Genomic DNA, 25796 nt, shown 5'->3' with positions numbered 1-25796 from the left:
GCCTGTTTTTTTACTGCGCTAAAACGTCTGTAACTTGTTCCATATTTTCAGAAATCCACTTTACTGCCTCGTCTAGCGTTGGGAATTCCGTCGTTTGAAAAGTTACCTCATCTTGAAGTAACCAAACATCTTTCGGTTCTTGTCCTACACCTGCGATTGACCAATGAAGTAAACTATATGGATGATTATCATTCAAAAATGATGCCCATGTGCGCTCATTTGCAATATTTTGTAGTGTGTGTAATTTTTTATCCATCTTTCGTCACCTTACTCTAGTCAGTTATAAAAACTATTATAACACTCTCTTCTCTCTCAAACAAAGTGCTCTTTTTATATTGTCAAGTACTCTCCCTAATTATATGATGAGAGTAAGCGTTTGGAAAGGAGGGATAACGTTGGCAAAAGTACAAATTAAAGTGAATGATAATGGCTCTTTTCGCGTTACAGGGGACGTGGAATTAGTTGACTCACAAGGGAATGTATTCCCAGCAAAACCAGCATTTTCTTTATGTCGTTGTGGTTTATCAAAAAACATGCCTTATTGCGATGCTTCGCATAAAGGCAAATTCGAGTCTGTTGTTAGAGCACCAGAGGCAGAATAAATATTTAAAGAGCATGCACATTTATTTGTGTATGTTTTTTCTTTTGATCCAAGCCTATACAGCCCTTCCCCTTTCAACATTTCTATTACTTTCGTCCCCATTCAAATCGGCATATATTTTCAAACAATTCTTCACATTCGAACATTTTTTACTATGCTTTTTTCTTTTTTGTGCTATAATGTGAGCAAACAACATCCTTCGGGGTCGGGTGAAATTCCCAACCGGCGGTGATGAAGCGATAGCTTCTAAGTCCGTGACCCGTTTTCAACGCGAAAACGGTGGATCTAGTGAAACTCTAGGGCCGACAGTATAGTCTGGATGGGAGAAGGATATGTTTTCTAGTAATTTTATATAGCGAATACACTTTTATTTCAGTATGCATATTTTTAAAGTTTCATTTTGAATCTTTATATATGTTTTATTTTGTATAGTTATGTTTCTATACTGAAATAAAAAGATACGACTAGCGTTGAAAGAATTTGATATTTTGCTAGGTTTTTTCCTTATGCCAAAATATCAGTCATCGTTAGGTTTCTTTCCTATACTTTCGTATTCGAACTATATTTCTAGAAATCACGTCTCCCAAACCCCAAGGATATAAAATCCTTGGGGTTTTTTGATTTTTTCAGGAGAGGTGAAAAGAATGACAGATCAAGAATATATGAGGATTGCCTTGCAGTTAGCACAAGGAACATCGGGACAAACAAGCCCAAATCCTATGGTTGGTGCCGTTGTTGTTAAAGATGGGAAAATCGTTGGAATGGGTGCCCACATGCGTGCTGGTGAAGAACATGCTGAAGTTCATGCTCTTCACATGGCTGGTGAAAGAGCAAAAGACGCTACCGTTTATGTAACACTTGAACCGTGTAGCCATTTTGGAAAAACACCCCCTTGCTGTGAATTACTCATTGAAAAAGGAGTTCAGCGTGTTGTAATTGCTACTCTTGATTGCAATCCACTCGTTTCCGGCAATGGAAAAAGAATATTGGAAGAAGCTGGAATCAAGGTGACTACTGGTGTTCTTGGGGCGGAAGCCACTTTATTAAATCGATACTTTTTTCACTATATGAAAACGAAACGTCCCTTTGTAACAATAAAAACAGCAATGAGCTTAGATGGAAAAACAGCAACTGTAACCGGTGAAAGTAAGTGGATTACAGGCGAAGAAGCACGCGCTGACGTTCACCAATATCGTCATATACATGATGCTATCCTAGTCGGTGTGAATACAGTTCTAACTGATAATCCACACTTAACAACACGAATTCCAAACGGAGGTAAACATCCTATACGCGTTATTTTAGATACCCACTTACGAACGCCGCCATCTTCTCATGTCATAACAGATGGCTTAACTCCGACATGGATTATTGTCGGTAAGGATGTAAGCAAAGAGAAAATAGCGTCTTATGAATCTAACAATATAGCTGTATTCCAAATGAAAACACAGCAAATTGAAATACAAGATGTCCTATCCCTACTCGGTGAGAAACAAATTCTTTCTCTGTTCGTTGAAGGTGGTCAAACGGTGCATGCAAACTTCTTAAAAACAAATAGTTTTAATGAAATCGTGACCTATATAAGCCCGAAATTAATTGGTGGAAAAGATGCCCCCACCTTATTTGGCGGAGCTGGTTTTTCGAAGTTACAAGATGCACTTTCCTTAACAATTCAAGAGATGAAACAAATCGGTAATGATATAAAAATTGTTGCAACCTTAAAAAGCGAGGTGACGGAATGTTTACAGGAATCGTAGAAGAGTTAGGAACGATATCAAGCATGACTCAAAGTGGTGAAGCAATGAAGCTAACTATTAGCGCAAAGCAAATTTTATCGGATGTCAAATTAGGTGATAGTATCGCAGTTAACGGCATTTGCTTAACAGTAACTACTTTTACGACTACTTCATTCACTGTCGACGCAATGCCTGAAACAATGAAAGCAACATCACTTCGTATGCTAAAGCCAAGTGCCAAAGTGAATTTAGAACGGGCGATGGCTGCAAACGGACGATTCGGTGGACATTTCGTCACCGGACATATCGATGGCATCGGTACGATTTTAACTAAAAAACAACATTACAATGCCATCTATTACAAAATAGCAATTTCTGATGAATTACTACGCTATTGTTTGCATAAAGGATCCGTTGCTGTTGATGGCACTAGCTTAACAATATTTGATATAGACGAATCTTCAATTACAATTTCACTCATCCCCCACACAGTAAGCGAGTCTATAATCGGAGAAAAAAAAGCCGGGGACATCGTAAACATTGAGTGTGACATGATTGGAAAATATATTGAACGCTTTATCTCAAAGCCCGCAAAAAGAACTGGTTCAATGACCGAAAGCTTTTTACAAGAAAACGGATTTCTATAAGGAGGAAGCACAATGTTTCATCGTATTGAAGAAGCTCTAGAAGATTTAAAACAAGGAAAAGTTGTTATCGTATGTGATGATGAAAACCGAGAAAATGAAGGCGATTTTATTGCTTTAGCAGAGTACATTACACCAGAAACGATTAATTTTATGATTACACACGGTCGTGGTCTCGTTTGTGTACCCATTACGGAGGAGTACGCAGAACGTCTACAGTTAGAACCAATGGTATCTCATAATACAGATTCACATCACACTGCGTTTACAGTGAGCATTGATCATGTTTCTACAACAACAGGGATTAGCGCTCATGAACGTGCAACTACGATACAAGAATTGTTAAACCCTGCATCAAAAGGCGCTGATTTCAATCGCCCTGGACATATCTTTCCATTAATTGCGAAAGAAGGCGGTGTACTGCGCCGTGCTGGTCATACAGAAGCCGCTGTCGATTTAGCCAAACTTTGCGGAGCAGAACCAGCTGGAGTCATTTGCGAAATTATAAATGAGGACGGTACGATGGCACGTGTACCTGATTTACTAGAGTGCGCAAAACAATTTGATATAAAAATGATTACAATAGAAGATTTAATTGCTTATCGCCGCCATCACGAAACACTTGTGACGAGAGAAGTGGAAATTACATTACCTACAGATTTCGGTACTTTCCATGCAATTGGCTATTCTAACTCATTAGATATGAAAGAACATATCGCGCTCGTAAAAGGTGTTATTTCAACAGGCGAACCTGTACTTGTACGCGTTCATTCAGAATGCTTAACAGGAGATGTATTTGGTTCGTGCCGCTGTGATTGCGGACCACAGCTACATGCTGCACTTGCTCAAATTGAGCGTGAAGGAAAAGGTGTTCTTCTCTATATGAGACAAGAAGGACGAGGAATTGGCCTTCTGAATAAGCTTCGCGCTTATAAGTTACAAGAAGAAGGGTTAGATACTGTAGAAGCAAATGAAAAACTTGGGTTCCCAGCTGATCTTCGTGATTACGGTATTGGCGCTCAAATTTTAAAAGATTTAGGCTTACAAAATTTACGATTATTAACGAATAATCCACGAAAAATTGCTGGCTTACAAGGTTACGATTTAGAAGTAACCGAGCGTGTACCGTTGCAAATGCCAACAAAAGAAGAAAATAAAACGTATTTACAAACGAAAGCAAGCAAATTAGGACATTTACTAAACTTATAATTAAGGGAGAGATACATTATGGTATTCGAAGGTCATTTAGTTGGTACAGGATTAAAAGTTGGGGTTGTTGTTGGACGTTTTAATGAGTTTATTACAAGTAAGTTACTTGGTGGAGCTTTAGATGGATTAAAGCGTCACGGTGTAGAAGAGAATGATATTGATGTTGCATGGGTTCCTGGTGCATTTGAAATTCCTTTAATCGCTAAAAAGATGGCCAATAGCGGAAAATATGATGCTGTTATTACATTAGGTACAGTAATTCGCGGTGCTACAACACATTACGATTACGTTTGTAATGAAGTAGCAAAAGGTGTTGCGTCTTTATCACTACAAACGGACATTCCAGTTATTTTCGGTGTATTAACGACAGAAACAATTGAACAAGCGATTGAACGTGCAGGTACAAAAGCTGGTAATAAAGGATATGAATCGGCAGTTGCTGCGATCGAAATGGCTCATTTATCAAAACAATGGGCTTAAAAAAGAGGCTACGGCCTCTTTTTTTATTTTCTCACCTTTTTTCGTACATCTTCTATTAATTCATCCATCGTTTTTCCTTCTGTTTTTATACGAAGAGCTTGTGCTGTTCTCCACACATTTTCTCTCTTTTCCGCTTCTTCTATAATAGAAATTTCCTTCCTCACTTCTTTTAAATCTTTTCCTTCTGTTTCAAGCCCAAAATGTTCAGCTTTCGTTCGAAAATGCTGTTCAATTCTTTGTTGCATTTCTTTTTGTTCAGGATTTTCAGCCGCCTTAACTGGATCAGCACTTATCGCTTTTATTAAAATCAGACAGGTCATAATAGTTAATATGTATTTGTACATGTAAAATCCTCCAACCCGATATAAATTACATTTTTACTATGTACAATTAGGGCTTGGAAAATTCGTCCACAAAATTATTTTTCTCGTCCAAAAGTGACTACTATCAAGCGTTAATGGACTTTTATTACATTTTATTTACAAAAAAAGCAAACCCTTTAAAGAGTTTGCTTTTCATCTATCTTATAGCGCACATTCTTCAATCTCAAACCCTAAATCTTCAATCATACCCCAGTCCGCAGTCGGCTCTTGTCCAGCTGTTGTTAAATAGTCCCCGACAAAGATAGAGTTTGCTGCAAATAAACCAAGTGGCTGTACAGAACGTAAATTAAGTTCTCGACCACCTGAAATACGAATTTCTTTTGTTGGATTTACAAAACGCATCATCGCCAGCACTTTTAAACATTCTACAGGTGTTAATTCTTTTTGTCCTTCAAGCGGAGTACCCTTTACAGCAACAAGGAAATTACATGGAATAGAATCCGCATCTAAACGTTGTAATTCAAATGCAATTTCAGCGCGCTGTTCAATCGTTTCTCCCATTCCGAAAATTGCTCCAGAGCATGGAGAAATACCGGCTTGCTTCGCTTTTTGGACTGTATCAACACGATCGTCATACGTATGCGTTGAACAAATGCTATCATAATTGTTGGCATGCGTATTTAAATTGTGATTATAACGATGCACACCAGCTTCTGCTAACTGACCTGCTTGATCTTCATTTAAAAATCCTAAACAACAGCAAATTTTTAAATCTGTCGTTTCACGAATTTCCTTAACTGCTCCAATAACGTGATTTACTTCTTTATTCGTCGGACGACGACCAGATGCAACAATACAATATGTACCTGCTTTACGACGAATTGCTTCGTGCGCTCCTTCAACAATTTTCTCTTGTGTTAACCATGCATACTTATCAATCGGTGCTTCTGAAATAATAGACTGTGAACAATACCCGCAATCTTCAGGACATAATCCAGATTTCGTATTTATAATCATGTTCAACTTTACTTTCTTACCAAAATGATGATGGCGAATGATGTAAGCTGCATTCATAATTTCTAAAACCTCTGTATCATCAGCTTCTAATATTGCAATTGCATCTTCTTTCGTAATCATTTTCTCTTCTACTACGTCGTATGCAAGTTTTTTCCAATCCCTTTTTGTTTGTACTTGTTTCATTTCATCTCTTCCCCTCTTTTGTTATATACGTAAATAAAGCATGATATGTTGCCATTATCCCTTCTTTTCCCGTGAAGTCTCTTTCGTATATACGAAGCATCGTACGAAAGAGTGAAGGGCTTTGACAGTAAGACTCTTCATTACTATTGGTTGCCCCTACTTTTCGAATAGAATGTAGAAACTCCCTAACTTCTGTAAAGCTTTCTATGTAACACGTTTCAGAAACATGTACATTTCCTAATGGATTTTTGCATATATTCACTAACTGTTCTTTCGAAACGAATCGTTGTCCTATTGAAGTACAATTGTGTATCCCCTTTTCTTTCTTAGCACGCTGAAAAGACGTATGCAATTCTTGAAAAGTCGTATTACCAAACGTGGAAAATAATAATATTCCTTCTTCAGACAAATAGTTAAATAAATTTTTCACTGTCTCTTTTAAATCATTAAGCCATTGAAATGTAGCATTTGAAATGATGACATCATATGGATTTTCTAATTTTAATTGTTCAATATCTTCACATCGAAACATCACATTTTCCAAACTTTTTCTAGTTTTCGCGACTGCAATCATCTCATCAGCAAAATCCACAGCTGTAATATGAGCTTTCGGAAATAAATTTGATAATTGCTCTGTTACATATCCTGTCCCGCATCCAAGTTCTAAAATACGTATCGATGATGTTTCACTATATCGTTCCTTCAATGTAGAAAGTAACGAATGTGCCATCTTTTTTTGTACATTTGCATATTGATCGTAGGATACAGCCGCCCCGTTAAACCGTTTTTGCAGTAACGTTTTGTTGATCATGTCGTATCCCCTCTACAAATTGAATAATTTCATTTGCGCAATATTCAAAATTCGTTACACATAATGCATGCCCAGCACCACTTACTACTTTTAGATTGGCATTCGTATTATTCGCCATACTATGGGCTGCAGACAATGGACATATTACATCCTGCTCTCCATGAAGGAGTAACAGCGGGGCTTTCATATCTATTACTTCATTTCTCATATCTGTTTCTATTAAATAATCTAAGCCTAATTGTAAAGACTGAATCGAGTCTCCTTTAAACTTCTGCGCAATCTCTTCAAAACTCGTATTCTCCCTCAGCTCACTTTTTGTAAACATATTTTCATAGAAACGCTTCAAAGTATCTTCTTTTTTTCTCGTTAAATTCTTTTTCATACGTTCTATATGCAAGGAATTCCATCCACTTGTATAGTCACTTGTATTGGTAAATTTAGCGGTACCACCAATTAGTACCATACCTTGGGCCTTAATCTTTTTATAAGCTTGTACTGCCGCTAACGCTCCTAGTGACCATCCAACTAAAATTACATTTTCATCCTGCGCTATATCTATTATTCGCCCCGCAAATTCACTTTGTTCTTTCACGTTACGCCAATCTATACATTGAACAGAATATCCTTTAAAATACGGCAGAACCAAAGTCCAAACATCTTCTTCCATTCCCCATCCTGGAATAAAAATAAGCTTTAGCTCTTTCATACTAAAAACCCCTCTTCTTTACCAATGCGTATAATATGCTGAATAGCCCATTTTAAATCGGCTATTGTATGTTGTGACGTAACTGCAAAACGGACTCGAGAACTACCAACCGGAACAGTCGGCGGACGAATTGCAATGGCTGCGATACCTACCTCTTGTAACCTTTCACTAAACCGTAAAGTATTTTCATTTGACCCAACTACAATCGGTACAATATGAGTTGAGCTATTCCCAATATCAAAACCAGCTTCTTGTAAATGCGTCCTGAAATATGCACCATTCTCTATAAGTCGCTCTCTTCTTTCGTTATCTTCTTTCACAATTTCAATTGCTTTTCGGATCGCCCCTAATGTTCCTGGTGGTAAAGCTGTAGTAAAAATCAAGCTTCTCATCATATTTTGTAAATACTCTATATAAATGGAATCACCCGTTAAATACGCACCATAACACCCTAAAGCCTTACTAAACGTCCCCATATGTATATCAATTTTTTGAGCAATATCTTTTTCTACATGAGATAATCCGGCTCCACTGATTCCATATATTCCACTTGCATGTGCTTCATCAACTATAATGATTGCCCCGTATTTCTCTTTCAGCTGAACTAAGCCTCTCAAATATGCAATATCTCCATCCATACTAAAAATCGTATCTGTTACGATTAATTTTCTCTTTTCTGGTGACGCTATTTGCAACATCTTTTCTAAATGATCCAAATCATTATGACGATATCTTTTATGCTCTGCTCCGCTTAATATAATTCCATCAACAATACTTGCGTGATTTAATTTATCACTAAAAACCATATCGTGACGACAAGCTAAAGCAGATATAGCACCTACATTTGCTGTATACCCACTATTTACAATTAATGCTCTTTCAGTACCTTTCCAGTTGCATATAATTTTCTCAACCTCTTCATACAATGGATAATTTCCTACAACGAGACGAGATGCTGTCGCTCCAGTTCCATATTTTCTCGTGCAGGCAATAGCAGCTTCGTTCAACCTTTCATCTCCAGCTAATCCTAAATAATTATTCGATGCTAAATTTAGCATCTTTTTCTTATTTCGAATAAGCCATGTCTCTTCCGCTTTCTCTGTTACATGTAAATTACGATACTGCCCTTGCTCCTTTAATTGTTCTACTTTAGATTGAAGATGCGTGTGCCACATTTGATTCATTTTGGATGAGCTCCTCTAATTTTGAAATCATAATATGCTCTTTTGCCGCCCCTAATAATTCTTCCTTTGTAAACTCTCCTTCAAGGAATGGTAATAACCCTAAAACCGGCACGCCACTTAACTCCTCAATCATTATTTTATTTTCTTGCACTCTTTCTTTTTCATATCCTTTACATCCAGATAAAATTACACCTGCTACTTTTAATCCATGTGCTTTTGCATAAGAAATTGTTAAAATAGTATGATTAACTGTCCCAAGCGTAGGACGCGCTACTACAATAAGAGGAAACTGTAATTCTTTTGCAAAATCAATCACTAAAGCATCTTCTGTATATGGAACTGCAAGCCCACCAGCCCCTTCTACAAATAGGCTATTAAACTTTTTTAGTAGTTCATTATAGTGATCAGTAATTTCTTTTAACGTTACTGTCCTTCCAGCTCTTTTCATGGCAAGTCTCGGAGCAAGTGGTTCTTCAATGGAATAAGGACAAATTTCATCTTCTTCTGTCGGTACACCCGATAATGCTTTTAATCTTGCTGCATCACCCTCAGGATTTGATGCAACATGTCCACTTTGCAACGGTTTATATACACCAACATTATGTCCACGCTCTCGAAATATACCTGCCAATGCTCCTGTCACTACCGTTTTGCCAACTTCTGTATCCGTTGCTGTTATAAAGAAACCACTCATTACTCTCCCTCCGTAACATCCGAGATTGCTTTATATAAAATGCGTAACATCTCGTCAATCTCAGCCACCGTAGATGCAAGAGGAGGCATAAATACAATCGTATTACCGAGTGGTCGCAAAATCATGCCCAGCTCTCTTGAGCGTTTACACACTTGAACACCGACTCTTTCTGTCCATTCAAACGATTCTTTCATTTCCTTATTCTTCACAAGTTCAATACCAACCATTAGCCCACACTGACGAATATCTCCTACGTGCTTATATTCATTAAGAGCTTCTAATTGTGCCGCTACATATTCTGCTTTATGCGCAACATCTTCTATTAAATTAGTTTTTTCATATAGTTCTAAATTTGCAATTGCTACGGCACACCCTAACGGATTCCCTGTATAACTATGACCATGGAAAAACGTTTTTTGTTCTTCATAGCCTCCTAAAAAGGCATTATAAATTTCATCTGTCGTTACCGTAATTGCCACCGGTAAATAACCACCTGTTAAACCTTTTCCGGCTGTTAAAATGTCTGGCGTTACATCCTCGTGTTCACATGCAAACATTTTCCCGGTACGCCCAAATCCAGTCGCTACCTCATCTGTAATAAATAATACATTGTATTTTGTACATAAATCGCGAAGCCCTTTTAAGTATCCTTTTGGCATTGTAATCATCCCACCAGCACCTTGCATTAATGGCTCCACAATAATAGCTGCTACTTCTTCATGTTTTTCTTGTAGCATTTCTTCCATTTCTTCTAAATGTTTCTTTACAATTTGTTCCTTATTATCTCCATAAGGAGAACGATATGTATATGGATACGGCATTTTAATTGCCTCAAATAATAGTGAACTATACACTTGGTGAAACAAGTCTATTGCTCCTACTGAAACAGCACCTATCGTATCACCGTGATATGCTTCTTTTAATGTAACAAATCTTTGTTTTTTCGGTTTTCCTTTATGCTGCCAATATTGAAAGGCCATCTTAATTGCAATTTCAACGGCGCTAGAACCAGAGTCTGAATAGAATACTTTCTTCAAACCTTCTGGTACAACTTCAATTATTTTTTCTGCTAATAAAATAGATGGAACGTTAGCAAGTCCTAGCATAGTAGAATGAGCAATTTTATTTAATTGCTCGCGAATTGCCTCATCAAGTTCTGGTACTTGATGCCCATGAACATTTAACCAAATAGATGAAACACCGTCCCAATATTCATTTCCATTTACATCGTATAGCTTTCTTCCCTCTCCACGTTCAATAATGACAGGATCTTCTTCTAAATAATCTTTCATTTGTGTAAATGGGTGCCATACGTAATCTTTATTCTTCTTCGATAATTCTTCATATGTATAAAACGATTTTTCACTCGTGTTACTATTAATAGCCACAATTGTCACCCCTAATGTTAACTTATTTATAAATATAGTTAACATTAAAAACAAATGACTGTCAATTATTTTTAAATCAAATAGTTCTCAAAAAAGAACAACCTATCATACGATAAGTTGTTCTACTTTCCATGTTGTATCTTTCCAATTTCTAAAATAATCTCTTCATCTTTTTTTCCTTCTGTATCAATTCCAAGTTGCTTAGCATGCTCAATTAACAAATCATGGCGCTGCTCAAATCTAGCGGTATCTACTTCTTTTGTAACCTCTTCTTTTGTTTTCCCCTCAGTAGAAACTCCTAGTTTTGTAGCTGCTTTTTCCATCGATTTCTTCTCTTCAGTTTCTTTCACTTTCTTCACTTCTGACTGCTGTATTTGCTTTTGTTTCGACTGCTCTGATTCAGCTGCAAAAGCTGTGTAAATTCCAGCACTTCCGCCAACGACTAGTAAGGTGGTAAAAAGAATTATTTTTTTCTTCACTCTTTCCTCCCCTTTCAAATTCATTATAACGCACATTTTTACAGTATGAAAAACATTTCTCCTTTATTTCCCTAAAAAAATATCGAATGTTTTTATTGACATGTATGATGAATATATGATAAAAATTTAACTAACATCATATGAATCGGCGTTGATAGGATTTAGTAGTATTTCGTTTTCTGATTTCAGAGAGCTGGTGGTCGGTGCGAACCAGTACAGAGCGATTTATGAATTACCCCCTGGAGCTTCTTTTACGAAACGTGAGGAGTAGTGAAAGACGGTTTAGACCGTTATGTCTAAAGAGTGGTGAAATGAAACTGTTTCACAATTTAGGGTGGTACCGCGAATTTTTCGTCCCTGCATATATTGCAGGGGCGTTTTTATTTTATGAGCGCATATCATATGACCCTTTATTTTGTGATACATTCCTTTCACAAGCTAGGGTGGTACCGCGATTTCTTCGTCCCTGCATAATTATATGCAGGGGCGTTTTTTTATCCAATCATTTCCGTATCATATTGAGATGTTGACAATTACCGGTAATTTGTCACAAAATTCTAAATTTTAGAAGGAAATATACAATATTGGCGAATTTTATATAAAAAAGAGCTATTTTAGATTACTTAGGAGGGAAAAACAATGGTTTCAAAAATTGAATCTGTTCTTTTAACATTATTTATCTTTTTCTGTATTGGCTTTAGTGTTATCCAATTAGAAGTTTCACCACACATCCCAATTTTATTTGGTATCGTTCTTTTATTAGCATTTGGATTTATGAAAAAAATCTCTTGGTCTACTATGGAAAAAGGGATGATCAGTAGTATTTCAGCTGGTATTCCATCTATTTTTATTTTCTTACTTGTAGGCGTATTAATTAGTGTTTGGATCGCTGCTGGAACAATTCCAACTTTAATGGTATACGGCTTCCAGATTGTATCTCCTAAAATTTTCGTTCCAACTGTTTTTGTAGTTTGTGCAATTGTTGGAACAAGTATCGGTAGTGCCTTTACAACTGCCGCAACTGTAGGACTTGCCTTTATGGGTATGGGTAGTGCTCTCGGATACGATCCAGCTCTAATCGCTGGTGCAATTATTTCTGGCGCATTCTTTGGAGATAAAATGTCTCCTTTATCTGATACAACAAACTTAGCTCCTGCTGTAACGGGTGTAGATTTATTTGAGCATATTCGCAACATGCTTTGGACAACAGTTCCTGCTTTCATTATTGCTTTTATCGCATTTTTCATTTTAGGAAGCGGTATTAGTGGAGACGTTGACTTCACAAACTTTATTAGCACGTTAGAAAAAAACACAACGATTTCTATCGTTACACTTATTCCAATTTTATTACTGTTCCTATTCGCATTTAAAAAGGTTCCAGCAGTTCCAACATTGCTTGCAGGAATTGTTGTAGGAATTATTATTCTCTTTATTTTTAAACCTAGCACTTCTTTAGCTGATTTAATGAAAATTATGCAAGACGGCTACGTTTCTAAAACTGGTATTAAAGACATTGATAGCTTACTATCTCGCGGTGGTCTACAAAGTATGATGATGTCGATTGCTCTTATTTTCCTAGCTCTTTGTATGGGAGGATTATTACAAGGAATGGGTATTATAGCGCAGCTGATGAATATTATCTCTAGCTTTGTAAAAAATAGCACACGCTTAATTATTTCTACTGCTTCAACTGCAATTGGTGTAAACTTCCTACTTGGCGAACAATACTTATCAATCGTTTTAACAGGACAAGCATTCGCTAACAAATACGATGAAGTCGGTTTAGAACGTCGTAATTTATCACGCGTATTAGAAGATGCAGGTACAGTTATTAACCCGCTCGTACCATGGGGTGTAAGTGGCGTATTCTTAACAAACGTCCTTAGCGTTCCAACATTCGATTACCTTCCATACGCAATCTTCTGTTTAGCTTGCCCAGTCTTAACGATTATCGTCGGCTTTACTGGATTTGGCCTTTCATGGAAGAAAGAAAAAGCAGTACCAGTTTCATAATATAATAAAAAGGATTACCTTAATCGGTAATCCTTTTTATATTTCTCCGCTATCTATTCGCTTTCTTTCTTCTAAATAACATAAGTAATCCCGCTCCAACAAACGCCAGACCTGCTCCAATTGTAGAAGCAACACTTGTACCTGTTTTCGGTAAATCACGTTCTTCTTTATTTTCACTTACAGTTGTTGTTTCTTTTGAGTTTTGATTATCCGTTGTAGTTTGTCCAGATCCTGTATTATTTCCATCTTGTTTTGGTTCATTTCCATTATTGCCTTCACCTGTTGGTGGTGTCGTTGGATTTTCTCCGTTATTGCCTTCACCTGTTGGCGGTATCGTTGGATTCTCTCCACCAGTTTCCTTATCATCATTCTTCTTCGTTATATCAATTGCATATTTAGCAAATTCATTTTCAGATGGTCCAACATATGATATCTTTCCATCTTTCTTTATATGGTTTTGTGCATTTGGTGAAGAATCAAATGTTGTATTTAATTTATCTGCAACAATCGGCTTAAATGTCCAGTTTTGATCTGCTGCTGGATCAATAATTGGTGTTTCTTGCATATATTTCACAATGATTTGACGTGTTTCATCTTGTGATTGGTATACAACTTCCCCTTTACTTACACCAGGGAACGTTTGGCTACTTCCACGATAGTTATTTGTAGCTACGATGAACTCTTGATTGTCAGCTACAGGCTTACCTTCATACGTCATATTTACAATACGATTCGTATTTCCATTTACAACTTTACCATCTTTATCGTATTTCGCTGGTTGCGTCACGTCAATTTCGTATTTTAGACCATCTAAAATATCAAAATTATATGTAGGATAACCTATATTTACTAGTGGCTGCTCTTCTGTTTTCGCTGGATCAATTTTATTAAACTGACCAGCAGACATTTCAAGCCATTCTTTTACTTGTGCCCCGTTTACTTTTACAGCATATAACGTATTTGGATATACATATAAATCCGCTACGTTTTTAATTGCTAACGTCCCTGCTGGAATATCCGTATAATATGTAGCACCGTTTCGGCCACCCGCTTTAAATGGTGCTCCTGCAGATAATACTGGAATTCCTTTATATTTACTATATTGTCCGTTTTCAGCGAATAGCTTTTCTACATACCATTTTTGTGCATTTGTCACAAGTTGTACAGAAGGATCATCTTGTACTAATGAGAAATAACTATTAATTGGCGCTGTCGTTTTTCCTACAGCTGTATTCACATAATCAATTGTCGCTTGATGATCATCCTTAATTTCATTAACTAATCTTTGATCAGATTGTACTAATGGGTTCCCTTTACTATCAGCAATCGGACGAAGTTGCGGCTTCGATTGCTCTTTTTGTACTTCCCATTTTCCGTTTACCTTTTTCAATTGCATATCAATAATACCTAAGTTACTTCCAAAAACACCAGGCATTACAACAGGAACACCATTAAATACATCCTTCACTTCAGTATGTGAATGTCCCATTAATACTGCATCTACACCAGGAACCTCTGTCAAATAATATGAAGCATTTTCCATTTTGGGGCTACGGCCGCTCTTATCGACACCTGAATGGGCTAATGCAACAATAACGTCCGCACCTTGCGCCTTCATTTCTGGAACTAACTTTTCCGCTGTATCAACAATATCTTTCGCTTTCACTTTTCCTTCTAAATTCGCTTTATCCCAGTTCATAACTTGAGGTGGAACAAATCCCATTACGCCAATTTTCACTTTTTGTTTTTGACCTGATTCATCTTCTACTTCTTTTTCAAAAACATGATATGGTTTAAAGTAGTTTTGGTCGTTCTCTTCATTATTATCTTTATCATCCTTATAGACGTTCGAGTTAATAACCGGGAACTCTGTTTTACTAATTACTTTGTTTAAATAGTCTAAACCGTAGTTAAATTCATGATTCCCAAGAGAGATGACGTCATACTTCATTAAATTCATTACACGATATAATGGATGTGTATAACTAGGATCCACAGGCTTCTTCGGATCATTTATTTTATTCGCTACATAATCTCCAAGCGGTGTCCCTTGTAATGCATCCCCATCATCAAATAAGACAGAGTTCTTCGCTTCTTCACGTGCTTTATTCACAAGTGTTGCAGTTTGCACGAGACCTACTTTATTATCTGTTTTCGTTTGATAATAATCGTAATTCATTAAGTTAACGTGAATATCTGATGTTTCTAAAATTCGTAAGTTAACTGTACTCTCCCCAGCTTTTTCCTCTGCATGAGCTGTTGTCGGCAACACTTGCGGTGCTATAACGCCAATAGCAAGTGTTGCTCCAGCTAGCATTTTTTTTGACTTTTTCACAAAAGATCCCCCTTATACAATTACCCCAAAATAATGAAATGAATCTCTATCAGTCCCTAATCACATACCTTTTTCTTCTATTAGAGCGATGATTTTCACCTTATCTGACATTATCATATCTAAAGTTCTTTCATACCGTCAATATTTTTTGACATACTTCTACAAATTTTCTGTAAAGTTATTGTGAATTTTTCATAAATATATAATATGCCCTTACATTGCTTATACTGCTGAATATGATACAATTACCAATTACAAGGAGGATGAATTTATGAAAAAAATCATCTTAACAATTGTTTGTCTCCTCCTTCTAATCATTTCTTGTTCTAATTTTGAAAAGAACGATGAGATAGAACAAAAAGAAACTGAAGGAAAAGCAGAAAAAACATCTGCTCCCAGTTGGATTTATAAGCAAACGAATGACTCTTTTTATCACCTCGTATTAGGTGATTCACTTGCAAAAGGATATGGATCTACACAAGGGGGATTTGCCGAATTAGCTTCTAGACAAATAGAAACACAAATTCACAAACCAATTACAGTAGAAAACCTTGGGATAAACGGTCTTACTACAGATCGTCTCGCAAAAAAAGTTCAATCAGAAGATGTTCAACAAAAAATTAGGGAAGCAAATATCATTACTATTAGTATTGGAGGAAATAATTTATTCCGCTTAAATCGTGATGTAGGTGTTATAGATGGTATTAAAATGTTAAATAAAGAAAAAGCCCGTTTTGAAACGGATGTAAAAAATATTGTAAAGACCGTTCGAGATCAAAATCCGAATGCTTTACTCATTCTCTCTGAACTCTATAACCCTTTACAACTAGAGGACTCCATCGCAAGTTATGCAGATATGTTTTTAGACGGTTGGAATGATTCTATTTATTCTATTTCAAAAGCACATCAACCGTCGATCGTTTTACCAATTCGCAAATTAATATCGAATGATAAAAAAGAGTTACTATTTGACCAAGTACACCCAAATGATAACGGTTATGCGATTATTGCCAATACATTTACAAAGCAAGTGTTATCCTACAAATATTAAGGCTACCATGAAACAATTCTATTTTTATACCTTGTCTTTTTTGTTACAATGATAGTGGAAGGGGGCCGTTATATGGAATCACGCGAGTGGGAACGTATTGTTGATCATCTTCTTTCGCTAGTGCCTCTTTTTTATCGCAAATTTATGCTTCCTGGAGAGTTTTCTTCTCAAAGACATATGCCGCCATCGCATACGCAAGTGTTACTGCTTTTGCATGAAAATGGTACATTAGCAGTTTCAGAAATTGGCAAGCGGCTAGCGATTTCACGGCCTAACATGACCCCTCTATTAAACAAACTTATTCAAGAAGAGCTAATAGAGCGTCATTATAGCGAAAAAGATCGAAGGGTCATTTTAATTTCCCTAACAACTGAAGGGAAAGTGTTAGTAAGTCAGTATCAGCAATTCATTTTAGGCAAACTAAAAGAAAATTTTCAAACATTATCTGAGGAAGAGCGTGAAAAGCTCATTTATTCTCTTAAAACCATTCAAAATTTAATTTTGAAAACAAACGCATAAAGCTGCTTCTAAATAGAAGCAGCTTTATGATTCGTAATAATTACCATAGTATACATTTGAATACGGCCATGTCGTTAAATATGGTTTTTGTTCTTGCGTAGGCTGTTGTTGTGGTATTTGTGGTATTTGCTGTAATTGTTGTTGTCGATATAACTCGTATTGTCTACTCATATCATAAACCGGATAATAATTTACATATGGGTATACTTGCGGTACGTAATAATAATACATTCATTCTCTCCCCCTTTTTCTTAAACATATTCAAAGGAGAAAATGAATGTGACATTCTTTATATTTGAACAAGTGGTTCTCTCACTTGTTTCTTTCTTTTCTTCAAACGTAACTTACGATTCTTTTCATATAAATAATGCACAACGAAATATGAAATTACCCCACACACAATTCCTATTATCGTCATACCAATTAATACATATACTTCACTCTGTAATAAGCTCTTTAACATCGTAAAAATATGGCTCGAAAACAAATCTGATATCGTAAATGGTTCATGATGTATTTTCTGTACATGAAATGGATAAATCATTTTTCCTAGCGCATAAGCAAACGGAAATAAAAATACTGGGAGAAACGATATTTTCCCAATAATATTACCAATGACTGCGGCTGGAAAAGATCCCTTTGCTAACCTTACAATTGGATAAAATATTAAATATACGAGCGATGCCGTATAAATCACCAACATTTCTAAACCAAATCCAATAGCAAAACCTAGCGACACTTTCTTTGCTCCTTCTGGCGATCGAAGCAACTTAAAATATTGAAACTTTAATATTCTCCACATCCGCTGAAAAAACGAATATGTTTTCTTAGTTGTTTTCAAATTCATCATCTCTTTAACTATATTTTTTTATCTAGTATGTCCTTACATGATATGAAAAACAAATTTAGTTTGCTCTTTTTATTATAAATGATATAGAGATAATTAACTAAATATACATCCGACATTTCCATATAAAAAAACCTCCCTTTTAGGAAGGCTCTTCTATATTTTTAAATAAACTCACTAATAAAGCTTTTTGCGCGTGCAACCTGTTACCAGCTTGCTCAAAAACGATAGACTGTGGCCCATCTATAATCTCTCCAGTTACTTCTTCTTCACGATGAGCGGGCAGGCAGTGCAGGAAACGATATGTTTGCTTTGCATGTATAACAAGCTCTTTATTTACTTGGAAAGGCTGGAATAAAGTATATTTTTCTGCTTCTCCTTCTTGGCCCATACTCATCCAAACGTCAGTATAAATAAAATCTGCTCCACTTACCGCTAATTCAGGATTATGCAAAATTTCAATTTCAGCCCCTGTTTCATCAGCAATCGCTAATGCTTTTTTAACAATTTCTTCATTCGGCTCATACCCTACAGGAGTTGCAACAGTCATATTCATTCCGACTTTTGCACTCGCTAGCAATAGTGAATGACATACATTATTCCCATCACCTACATAAGCTAATTTAACTCCTTTAAACGTATGAACTTCTTCATATATCGTCATTAAATCTGCCAATGCTTGGCAAGGATGATGATCATCAGTTAAACCGTTAATAACTGGGATACTGGACTCTTTTGCAAGCTCCTCTACATCCGCATGCGAAAATGTGCGTATCATAATTCCATCAATATAATGAGATAGTACTTTCGCAGTATCTGACACCGTTTCTCCTCTGCCAATTTGCATCTCTTTTCCACTTAAAAACATTCCATGTCCTCCGAGCTGTACCATTCCTGCTTCAAAAGAAACGCGAGTACGGGTTGAATGTTTATCAAAAATGAGACCTAATATTTTCCCTTGTAATAAAGGCTCCTGCTTGTTCTTTTTTAAATATATAGCGAACTCAATTAAAGAAATGATTTCTTCTTGCGTCAATTCTTCTAACGTTAAAAGATCTTTCGTATTTAATTTCGGTACTTGTACAGTTGACATGAAATTTCCCCCTTATATTATTGATGCATTTTTTGTACAAACCACTCTTTTTATCATATATATTGCCTGTTCTAGCTCTTCATTCGTTACAATAAGTGGTGGTAGTAGTCTTATAACATTAGGCCCTGCTTGTAATACGAGAAGTCCTGCTTTTTCTAGTTGTTCTATGACATTTGCAACCTCATGCTTGCATTCGATTCCAATCATAAGTCCCTTACCACGAATATTTTGAACACATTCAACGTGTCGTAATTCTTCTTGCAATTTCTTTAATACGTACTCGCCCTTTTCCTGTACCTCTTTAAAAAACGATTGCTCCTTAATGAATTGCAATACTTCTTTCGCTGCAGTCATAGCAATATAATTCCCACCGAAAGTTGAACCGTGTGACCCGGCAGTAAAAGAAGAACCTAGTTCTTTTCGGCCAATCATCGCTCCAACTGGAATACCATTCCCAAGCGCCTTTGCGATGGTAACGATATCAGGAACTATTCCCATTTGCTCATAAGCGAATAGTGTTCCTGTTCTGCCTATTCCAGTTTGTACTTCATCTATAATAAAAAGAGCATCGTACTGATTACATAGTTTTTCAATTTCCTTCAAAAAGGATGGATCAGCTAATATTACTCCTCCTTCTCCTTGAATAACTTCTACCATTACCGCCGCAACTTCTTCATTCATTACTTCCTCTAATGCTCGTATGTCGTTAAATGGTATATGTAAAAAAGACGGAAGTAATGGACCGAATCCTTCTTTCACTTTATCTTGCCCTGTTGCACTCATCGTTCCAAATGTTCTCCCGTGGAAAGATTGCTCACATGTTACTACGAGAGATTTTCCAGTATGCTTACGTGCTAGCTTTAAAGCCGCTTCATTTGCCTCCGCCCCGCTATTACAAAAAAACACATGATCTAATGCTGTATCTTCTGTTAATAATGATGCGACCTCTTCTTGTAAGGAGTTCGTAAATAAGTTAGATATATGCCATATATTTCTAAGTTGCTTTTCTACTGCCTTTACAACCGTAGGATGACAATGTCCTAAGTTACATACTCCAATACCAGAAGTGAAATCTAAATATTGCTCACCACTTTTATCAATAACTTTAGCCCCATTGCCCTTTAGAAATTCAATTTCTCTTCTTCCATATGTTTGAAAAAGATGGTTTGTCATACGATACTCACTCCTTTTGTTACCGTAGTTCCAACACACTCTCCTGTAACCTCAGTAAAATCCTTTGTACCATTTACGATACTAGCCTTTTCCACTCCCATTTTTAACGATGTAAGTGCCGCCTGTACTTTCGGAATCATTCCACCTGTAATGACGCCTTGTTCTATAAAAGTAAGAATTTCATATTCATCCGTTTTCTTTACCAATCTTCCTTCGTGTAATACTCCATCTACGTCCGTTATAAAAATGAGTTCTTTTGCGGATAGTGCGGCTGCAATTCCAGCTGCAGCGGTATCTGCATTTATGTTATAAACCTCATTACCATTTATCCCAATAGGGGCAATGACAGGAATATAATTCATATCTATCAACCCTTTCAATAGGGCTGTTTCTACATAACTTACTTCTCCTACATATCCTATCGCTTCGCCAACAGGTTGAACTTGAAGTAAATTACCGTCACATCCTGAAAGCCCCACCGCAAGTAAATCATGTTTTTGTAAATTCATTACGAATTTTTTATTCGTACTTCCGCATAGCACCATTTGAACAACATCCATAACCTCTTTTGGTGTTACTCTTAATCCATCTTTCTTTTCTATCTCGATATTAGAGTCTTCTAACTTGGCATCAATTTCTGGGCCACCGCCATGGACAATAACAACCTTATACTTATTTTGCAATTTCTTTATACAATCAAAAAAGACACTATTTAATCGATTCAACATGCTACCGCCACATTTAACTACAATATAATCACTCATCTTCTCTCTCCTTATGTACGATAACAAGCATTTATTTTCACATATTCATAACTTAAGTCGCAGCCCCAAGCTGATCCCGTTTCATCTCCTAAATGTAAACACACATCAATTTTTATTTCATGTTCTTGTAATTTCTTTGTCATTTCCTCTTCAGAAAACATTTGAGGCTCACTATTTTTTAATACGGCGATAGATTGAAGAGTGATATCAATTGTATTTGGGTTAATAATTACTTCACTCTGTCCAGTACTACTAATAATTCGTCCCCAATTTGGGTCCTCACCGTATATCGCTGTTTTCACAAGACTGGAACCGACTATTTGTTTTGCAATTTTCTTTGCTTCTTCATTTGTTCTAGCCCCTAACACGTTTACTTCTATTAACTTCGTAGCACCTTCACCATCTTGTGCAATTTTTTTCGCTAAATCTTCACATACCTTTTGTAAAGCAACTACGAAAGTTTCCCAGTCTTCATGTTCCATATTCATCGTTTTCGTTTCTGATAATCCACTTGCCATAGCGATGACCATATCATTTGTAGAAGTATCTCCGTCCACCGTAATTTGATTAAACGTATGATTCGTAATTTGTGATAATGCTGTTTGCAATACTTCATGCTCTATATTGGCGTCTGTTGTAATAAAACTAAGCATCGTTGCCATATTCGGTTTGATCATCCCTGATCCTTTTGCGACCCCAGCAATGATCACTGCTTTCCCATCAATTATCATCTCATAGCAAGTTTCTTTCGTTATAAGATCTGTCGTTAAAATTGCTTCATAAAAAGAATAAGCTTCACTTACTTCCTTTGTTGGCACAAGAGATTCAATTCCCTTTCGAATGATATCCATCGGTAAAGGTACTCCAATTACACCTGTTGAAGCGACTGCGACGTACTTTTCTTTTACTCCAAAGTGTTCCGCTCCTAATGTTCGCATCTCATAAGCATCTTGCAATCCTTTCATCCCCGTACAAGCATTTGCATTGCCGCTATTTACAACAATTGCTTGTAATTTCCCTTCTGCTGCTATGCTATCCTTCGTTACTTGCAACGGCGCTGCTTGTATTTGATTTGTTGTATACACAGCGGCACATGATGCTGGCACCTCACAAACGATTGCACCCATATCCTTTTTCACCTTTTTCAGACCATTTGCAGTACCGATTGCCAAAAAGCCTTTTGGTGTAACAATTGAACCATTTGCTAATTTTGTAATAGACGATGCTTTAATCATAATTTCCCCCTTATGGATAAAGCGGCATATGCTGTAAACCCGTTGTCTCTTCTAGTCCCGCTAATAAATTTGCATTTTGAACTGCTTGCCCTGCCGCACCTTTCATCATATTGTCTATAACAGAAACGACCGTAACTTTTTCTGTTCTTTCATCGTAAGCTATCCCAATATCACAATAATTTGAGCCCCTTACTTCTTTCGGACTTGGAAATTCTCCTTGCGAGCGAACTCGAACGAAAGCTGAGTATTCATACGTTTCTTCATACAACTTTTGAAGTTGCTCTATTTTCATTTCCTTTTTCACTTTCGCATAAAGTGTAATCATAATCCCTCGTGATATCGGTATTAAATGTGTACTAAACGTGATTGGCCTCGTTTCACGATTCCACTCTGCAAGCATTTGCTCAATCTCAGGAACGTGCTGATGCTGATTAACTTTATAAATGTGTAAGTTATCGTATAACTCAGGAAAGTGAGTCATTGTTGTTGGCGTTTTGCCCGCTCCAGATACTCCTGATTTCGCATCAATAATAATCGAAGCTTCTTCAATCATGCCGCTACGTACTAACGGCGCTACCGCTAATAATGCAGCTGTAGCAAAACATCCTGGGTTTGCAATTAAATTTGCATTTTGGATCTCAGGCCTTTTCCATTCACTTAATCCATATACTGCTTTCCTAAGAAGTTCTTCCTGTGCAGCTGGCCTTTTATACCACAATTCATATGACGAGGGATCTATCATACGAAAGTCTCCAGATAGGTCAATTACTTTTAAACCTACTGCCAATAATTTTGGTGTTAACTCTGCCGATACTCCCGCTGGGGTTGCTAAAAATACAATTTCAGCTTCCTTCTCTATTTTCTCCGCATCAATTTCTTGTAACGTATGGACAAGAACATTTCGAAAATGCGGGTATACATTTGTTATAAATTCACCGACTTGTGAAAAAGAATGGAGAGATGCTATCGAAAAATATGGATGTTGCTCTAATAACCGAATTAACTCAATACCTCCATATCCAGTTGCTCCAATAATTGCGACTTTCATAAGCTCCTCCTCATATCTATTCTTTAAATTAAGTTTGATTATAATATTGCATAATTATAAAGTCAATTAAATATTTATAATTTTTAAAAACTTGAAAATATTAACTTTGCTATAAAAACAATATATACAAGTGGATTTTTATGCAAAAATAGTGCATAGTAGTATTTTCATTTCACTTCAAGTACAATAAAACAATACATGTATACATATAGGCGGGGAAAAACATGAATAAAAAATTAATTGAGAAAATGATTATAAAAAGTTTTCGGCAATATCAATGTAATCCTGTTTCAAAAGAGGATCAGGAAATGCTAATTAAACATATTCAAATGATAATTCATTCAAATACTGAAATTGATGTATACGAGGCTGTTGAGGATATCGTTTACGATTATGTGACTGGAAAATAAAAAATAGGAGATTTCCATATGGAAATCTCCTATTTTTTACTTAATGATTTGCCTGCAACGCGTTCAAATAAACCTGGGAATAATGCGTAGAGCTTTGGCCCCATTCCCATCCACTTCGGCAAGTTTACTTCACGTTTTTTCGTTTGCATCGCCTTTACGATTTGTTCTGCTACATATGTTGGTTTTAACATGTAACGTCCCATATTTTTCACATATGTACCTGATTGATCGGCTATTTCAAAAAAGTTCGTTTCTATCGGTCCTGGGTTAATTGCTGTTACATACACATTTGTGTTAGATAACTCCATACGTAAACTATTCGTAAATCCTAATACAGCGTGTTTTGTTGCTGCATAAGCACTCGACTTCGGAGTTGCAATTTTTCCAGCCAATGAAGCAATATTAATAATTTGTCCTTCGTTCCTTTTTACCATATTAGGTAATACCGCTTTCGTACAAGCTACTAATCCAAATACATTTACTTGAAACATATCCTTTACTTCATCCATTGAAGCATCTTCAAACGTTTTAAAAATACCAAACCCAGCATTATTTACCAATATATCAATACGGCCTACTTCTTGTAATACCTTTGAAAAAACAGATTGTACTTTCGTTTCTTCACTTACATCTAATACATAGTAATAGCAAGGCGTATTATAAGTTACTTTAATTTTGTCTGCTAATGCTTGTAGCTTCTCTTCTGTTCGAGCCATTAATACCGGCGTCGCCCCTTGCTCTGCAACCTGCATTGCAACTTGCTCTCCAATTCCACTAGAAGCACCTGTAATGACGATTACTTTTTCTTGTAAACGTCCCGTCATTGCTGTCACCTACTTTGCATAATAAATCAATTGTTGTGAAGATTCATCAATCATCACCTGTTGATTATATGCTAAAAAGTCTAATTGTCCAACAGTTTCTGAGATAGTAAGTGGTAATTGCTCTTTATATAATACCGGAAATAGTTTTACACACACCTCAAATGCTGTCATTGGCTTTTCCTTTAATAGTTCAAGCACTTTAAAAGCACGTGTCTCTTGCTTTTGTAATCTTGTTTCAATAAGTTGTTTCACATTCAGAACATCTTCCCCATGCCCTGATAAAATCCGTGAAATATTCATTTCACTTAAACGTTTTAACGTTTGATTGTACTGCAATAAGGGATGCGCTCTTTCTGTTTGCCCTTCATATGGTGGTTCTAATATTGGATTTGAAGAAATATGACTAATGAGAGCATCCCCACCAATTAATATTCCATCAGATTCTCTATATAATGAAATATGAGTGGAAGCATGACCCGGGGTTTCAATCACTGTAAATCCAGGTAATGAATCTATACGATCTCCCTCTCTCACGGTATGTGTTAACGATCTATTACAAGAATATTTAAGTGTCTTCGTCGTCAATAACGCCTCACCATTCAGAAATACTGCTGGAACGCCGAACTGCAAGGCTGTCTCTTTAAAAAATTCATGATACCTCTTTAAAAATTCAGCATTCTGTGTAATCCATGGTTCATTCCAAGGATGTCCGATAATCTTTACTTTTTCAGAAAATGTATTTAAAAGTCCGCAATGATCCGCATGGTGATGCGTAATCACTACCGTTTCAATATCTTCTATCTTATATCCTAATGCACCTAATTGACTTTCTAGTGCTTTCTTTGCTTCTTCTGTATTTGTCCCTGTATCAATTAACGTTAATGTTTCTCCCTCAACTAAAAACACATTCACTGTCTCAACTGCAAATGGAACAGGAATCTCCATTCGATGAATCGCCGTCATGCTTAGCCCCCCCTGTCTTTTTCCGGTTCAAAAATGAATACCTCTTCAGTTTACAACTTCCCTATA

General features: G+C 36.4%; 28 protein-coding genes, 1 riboswitch and 1 other annotated feature. Of the genes, 9 read left to right on the top strand and 19 right to left on the bottom strand.

Features of this window, described 5'->3' with window-relative positions; genetic code table 11:
* Positions 1-10: 10 nt before the first annotated feature.
* Positions 11-256 carry a DUF2552 family protein gene (locus tag BG05_RS11360; RefSeq protein WP_002014992.1) on the bottom strand — a complete coding sequence of 82 codons (246 nt, stop codon included), beginning with the start codon at positions 254-256 and terminating at the stop codon, positions 11-13.
* A 139-nt stretch (positions 257-395) separates the two neighbouring features.
* Between BG05_RS11360 and BG05_RS11355 the strand changes: the two genes are divergently transcribed.
* From BG05_RS11355 to ribH, 5 genes are all read left to right on the top strand, one after another.
* Positions 396-602, top strand: a complete 207-nt coding sequence (locus BG05_RS11355; protein WP_001151582.1) for a CDGSH iron-sulfur domain-containing protein — start codon at positions 396-398, stop codon at positions 600-602.
* A 190-nt stretch (positions 603-792) separates the two neighbouring features.
* A riboswitch (FMN riboswitch) is annotated at positions 793-936 on the top strand.
* A gap of 309 nt (positions 937-1245) precedes the next feature.
* Entirely contained in the window at positions 1246-2358 is a 1113-nt protein-coding gene (gene ribD / locus BG05_RS11350; RefSeq protein WP_002167712.1) for a bifunctional diaminohydroxyphosphoribosylaminopyrimidine deaminase/5-amino-6-(5-phosphoribosylamino)uracil reductase RibD, read from the top strand.
* Positions 2340-2984, top strand: coding sequence for a riboflavin synthase (ribE, locus tag BG05_RS11345; RefSeq protein ID WP_002088492.1), 645 nt, complete (start codon positions 2340-2342; stop codon positions 2982-2984). Before ribD ends, ribE begins: the two co-directional genes overlap by 19 nt.
* A gap of 12 nt (positions 2985-2996) precedes the next feature.
* On the top strand, positions 2997-4190 hold the full coding sequence (gene ribBA, locus BG05_RS11340) for a bifunctional 3,4-dihydroxy-2-butanone 4-phosphate synthase/GTP cyclohydrolase II (protein ID WP_003191316.1): 1194 nt from the start codon (positions 2997-2999) through the stop codon (positions 4188-4190).
* A gap of 18 nt (positions 4191-4208) precedes the next feature.
* Positions 4209-4670, top strand: coding sequence for a 6,7-dimethyl-8-ribityllumazine synthase (ribH, locus tag BG05_RS11335; RefSeq protein WP_000230892.1), 462 nt, complete (start codon positions 4209-4211; stop codon positions 4668-4670).
* Between the two features lie 23 nt (positions 4671-4693).
* On the opposite strand, the gene BG05_RS11330 is transcribed toward ribH, so the two are convergent.
* From BG05_RS11330 to BG05_RS11295, 8 genes are all read right to left on the bottom strand, one after another.
* Positions 4694-5014 (bottom strand): hypothetical protein, encoded by a 321-nt coding sequence (locus tag BG05_RS11330; protein ID WP_002088493.1) that lies wholly within the window; start codon positions 5012-5014, stop codon positions 4694-4696.
* Positions 5015-5194: 180 nt separating this feature from the next.
* On the bottom strand, positions 5195-6193 hold the full coding sequence (bioB, locus tag BG05_RS11325) for a biotin synthase (RefSeq protein WP_002014986.1): 999 nt from the start codon (positions 6191-6193) through the stop codon (positions 5195-5197).
* Between the two features lies 1 nt (position 6194).
* Entirely contained in the window at positions 6195-7004 is an 810-nt protein-coding gene (gene bioC, locus BG05_RS11320) for a malonyl-ACP O-methyltransferase BioC (RefSeq protein WP_033734236.1), read from the bottom strand.
* Positions 6970-7710, bottom strand: a complete 741-nt coding sequence (locus BG05_RS11315; protein ID WP_002185005.1) for an alpha/beta fold hydrolase — start codon at positions 7708-7710, stop codon at positions 6970-6972. The genes bioC and BG05_RS11315 overlap by 35 nt, the downstream gene beginning before the upstream one ends.
* Positions 7707-8894, bottom strand: coding sequence for an 8-amino-7-oxononanoate synthase (gene bioF / locus BG05_RS11310; RefSeq protein ID WP_002128990.1), 1188 nt, complete (start codon positions 8892-8894; stop codon positions 7707-7709). The genes BG05_RS11315 and bioF overlap by 4 nt, the downstream gene beginning before the upstream one ends.
* Positions 8860-9588 carry a dethiobiotin synthase gene (bioD, locus tag BG05_RS11305; RefSeq protein ID WP_003191309.1) on the bottom strand — a complete coding sequence of 243 codons (729 nt, stop codon included), beginning with the start codon at positions 9586-9588 and terminating at the stop codon, positions 8860-8862. The genes bioF and bioD overlap by 35 nt, the downstream gene beginning before the upstream one ends.
* Positions 9588-11021 (bottom strand): adenosylmethionine--8-amino-7-oxononanoate transaminase, encoded by a 1434-nt coding sequence (gene bioA / locus BG05_RS11300; RefSeq protein ID WP_003191307.1) that lies wholly within the window; start codon positions 11019-11021, stop codon positions 9588-9590. The genes bioD and bioA overlap by 1 nt, the downstream gene beginning before the upstream one ends.
* 77 nt (positions 11022-11098) lie before the next feature.
* Complete coding sequence (locus BG05_RS11295) at positions 11099-11455, bottom strand: hypothetical protein (RefSeq protein ID WP_002128995.1); 357 nt, start codon at positions 11453-11455, stop codon at positions 11099-11101.
* Positions 11456-11597: 142 nt separating this feature from the next.
* Positions 11598-11817: a binding site (T-box leader), on the top strand.
* A gap of 277 nt (positions 11818-12094) precedes the next feature.
* Here BG05_RS11295 and nhaC point away from each other — a divergent pair.
* A complete protein-coding gene (gene nhaC / locus BG05_RS11290; protein WP_002128996.1) occupies positions 12095-13468 on the top strand; it encodes a Na+/H+ antiporter NhaC in 1374 nt (457 codons plus the stop codon).
* 49 nt (positions 13469-13517) lie between these two features.
* Here the strand turns inward: nhaC and cpdB are convergent, their stop codons facing one another.
* A complete protein-coding gene (gene cpdB / locus BG05_RS11285) occupies positions 13518-15803 on the bottom strand; it encodes a bifunctional 2',3'-cyclic-nucleotide 2'-phosphodiesterase/3'-nucleotidase (protein WP_003191305.1) in 2286 nt (761 codons plus the stop codon).
* A gap of 271 nt (positions 15804-16074) precedes the next feature.
* Here cpdB and BG05_RS11280 point away from each other — a divergent pair, with 271 nt between their 5' ends.
* Both BG05_RS11280 and BG05_RS11275 read left to right on the top strand, forming a co-directional pair.
* Positions 16075-16854: a GDSL-type esterase/lipase family protein gene (locus tag BG05_RS11280; protein ID WP_002129000.1), complete on the top strand. Its 780-nt coding sequence runs from the start codon at positions 16075-16077 to the stop codon at positions 16852-16854.
* Between the two features lie 72 nt (positions 16855-16926).
* Positions 16927-17373 carry a MarR family winged helix-turn-helix transcriptional regulator gene (locus tag BG05_RS11275; RefSeq protein WP_002129002.1) on the top strand — a complete coding sequence of 149 codons (447 nt, stop codon included), beginning with the start codon at positions 16927-16929 and terminating at the stop codon, positions 17371-17373.
* A 24-nt stretch (positions 17374-17397) separates the two neighbouring features.
* Here the strand turns inward: BG05_RS11275 and BG05_RS11270 are convergent, their stop codons facing one another.
* The 7 genes from BG05_RS11270 to argC all read right to left on the bottom strand — a co-directional run bounded on the left by BG05_RS11270 (position 17398) and on the right by argC (position 23533).
* On the bottom strand, positions 17398-17604 hold the full coding sequence (locus BG05_RS11270; protein WP_002167706.1) for a hypothetical protein: 207 nt from the start codon (positions 17602-17604) through the stop codon (positions 17398-17400).
* 58 nt (positions 17605-17662) lie between these two features.
* Positions 17663-18214: a DUF2062 domain-containing protein gene (locus BG05_RS11265; RefSeq protein WP_002167705.1), complete on the bottom strand. Its 552-nt coding sequence runs from the start codon at positions 18212-18214 to the stop codon at positions 17663-17665.
* 148 nt (positions 18215-18362) lie between these two features.
* Complete coding sequence (argF, locus tag BG05_RS11260; protein WP_002014968.1) at positions 18363-19313, bottom strand: ornithine carbamoyltransferase; 951 nt, start codon at positions 19311-19313, stop codon at positions 18363-18365.
* Between the two features lie 12 nt (positions 19314-19325).
* Positions 19326-20486 (bottom strand): acetylornithine transaminase, encoded by a 1161-nt coding sequence (locus BG05_RS11255; RefSeq protein WP_033731231.1) that lies wholly within the window; start codon positions 20484-20486, stop codon positions 19326-19328.
* Entirely contained in the window at positions 20483-21250 is a 768-nt protein-coding gene (argB, locus tag BG05_RS11250; RefSeq protein WP_033731234.1) for an acetylglutamate kinase, read from the bottom strand. Before argB ends, BG05_RS11255 begins: the two co-directional genes overlap by 4 nt.
* A gap of 11 nt (positions 21251-21261) precedes the next feature.
* The gene (gene argJ / locus BG05_RS11245; protein ID WP_003191292.1) at positions 21262-22485 is read right to left on the bottom strand and encodes a bifunctional glutamate N-acetyltransferase/amino-acid acetyltransferase ArgJ; all 1224 of its coding nucleotides are present in this window, start codon (positions 22483-22485) and stop codon (positions 21262-21264) included.
* Between the two features lie 10 nt (positions 22486-22495).
* Positions 22496-23533 (bottom strand): N-acetyl-gamma-glutamyl-phosphate reductase, encoded by a 1038-nt coding sequence (argC, locus tag BG05_RS11240; RefSeq protein ID WP_003191291.1) that lies wholly within the window; start codon positions 23531-23533, stop codon positions 22496-22498.
* Positions 23534-23757: 224 nt separating this feature from the next.
* On the opposite strand from argC, the gene BG05_RS11235 reads away from it, so the two are divergent.
* On the top strand, positions 23758-23943 hold the full coding sequence (locus BG05_RS11235) for a YqzH family protein (RefSeq protein ID WP_002014960.1): 186 nt from the start codon (positions 23758-23760) through the stop codon (positions 23941-23943).
* Between the two features lie 29 nt (positions 23944-23972).
* On the opposite strand, the gene BG05_RS11230 is transcribed toward BG05_RS11235, so the two are convergent.
* Positions 23973-24767, bottom strand: coding sequence for an SDR family oxidoreductase (locus BG05_RS11230; RefSeq protein WP_002129013.1), 795 nt, complete (start codon positions 24765-24767; stop codon positions 23973-23975).
* A gap of 9 nt (positions 24768-24776) precedes the next feature.
* The gene (locus BG05_RS11225) at positions 24777-25730 is read right to left on the bottom strand and encodes an MBL fold metallo-hydrolase (RefSeq protein WP_002014957.1); all 954 of its coding nucleotides are present in this window, start codon (positions 25728-25730) and stop codon (positions 24777-24779) included.
* Between the last annotated feature and the right edge of the window lie 66 nt (positions 25731-25796).

This window comes from Bacillus mycoides (assembly GCF_000832605.1).
GTDB lineage: Bacteria > Bacillota > Bacilli > Bacillales > Bacillaceae_G > Bacillus_A > Bacillus_A mycoides.
This window is presented reverse-complemented; position numbering and strand designations above follow the sequence as displayed.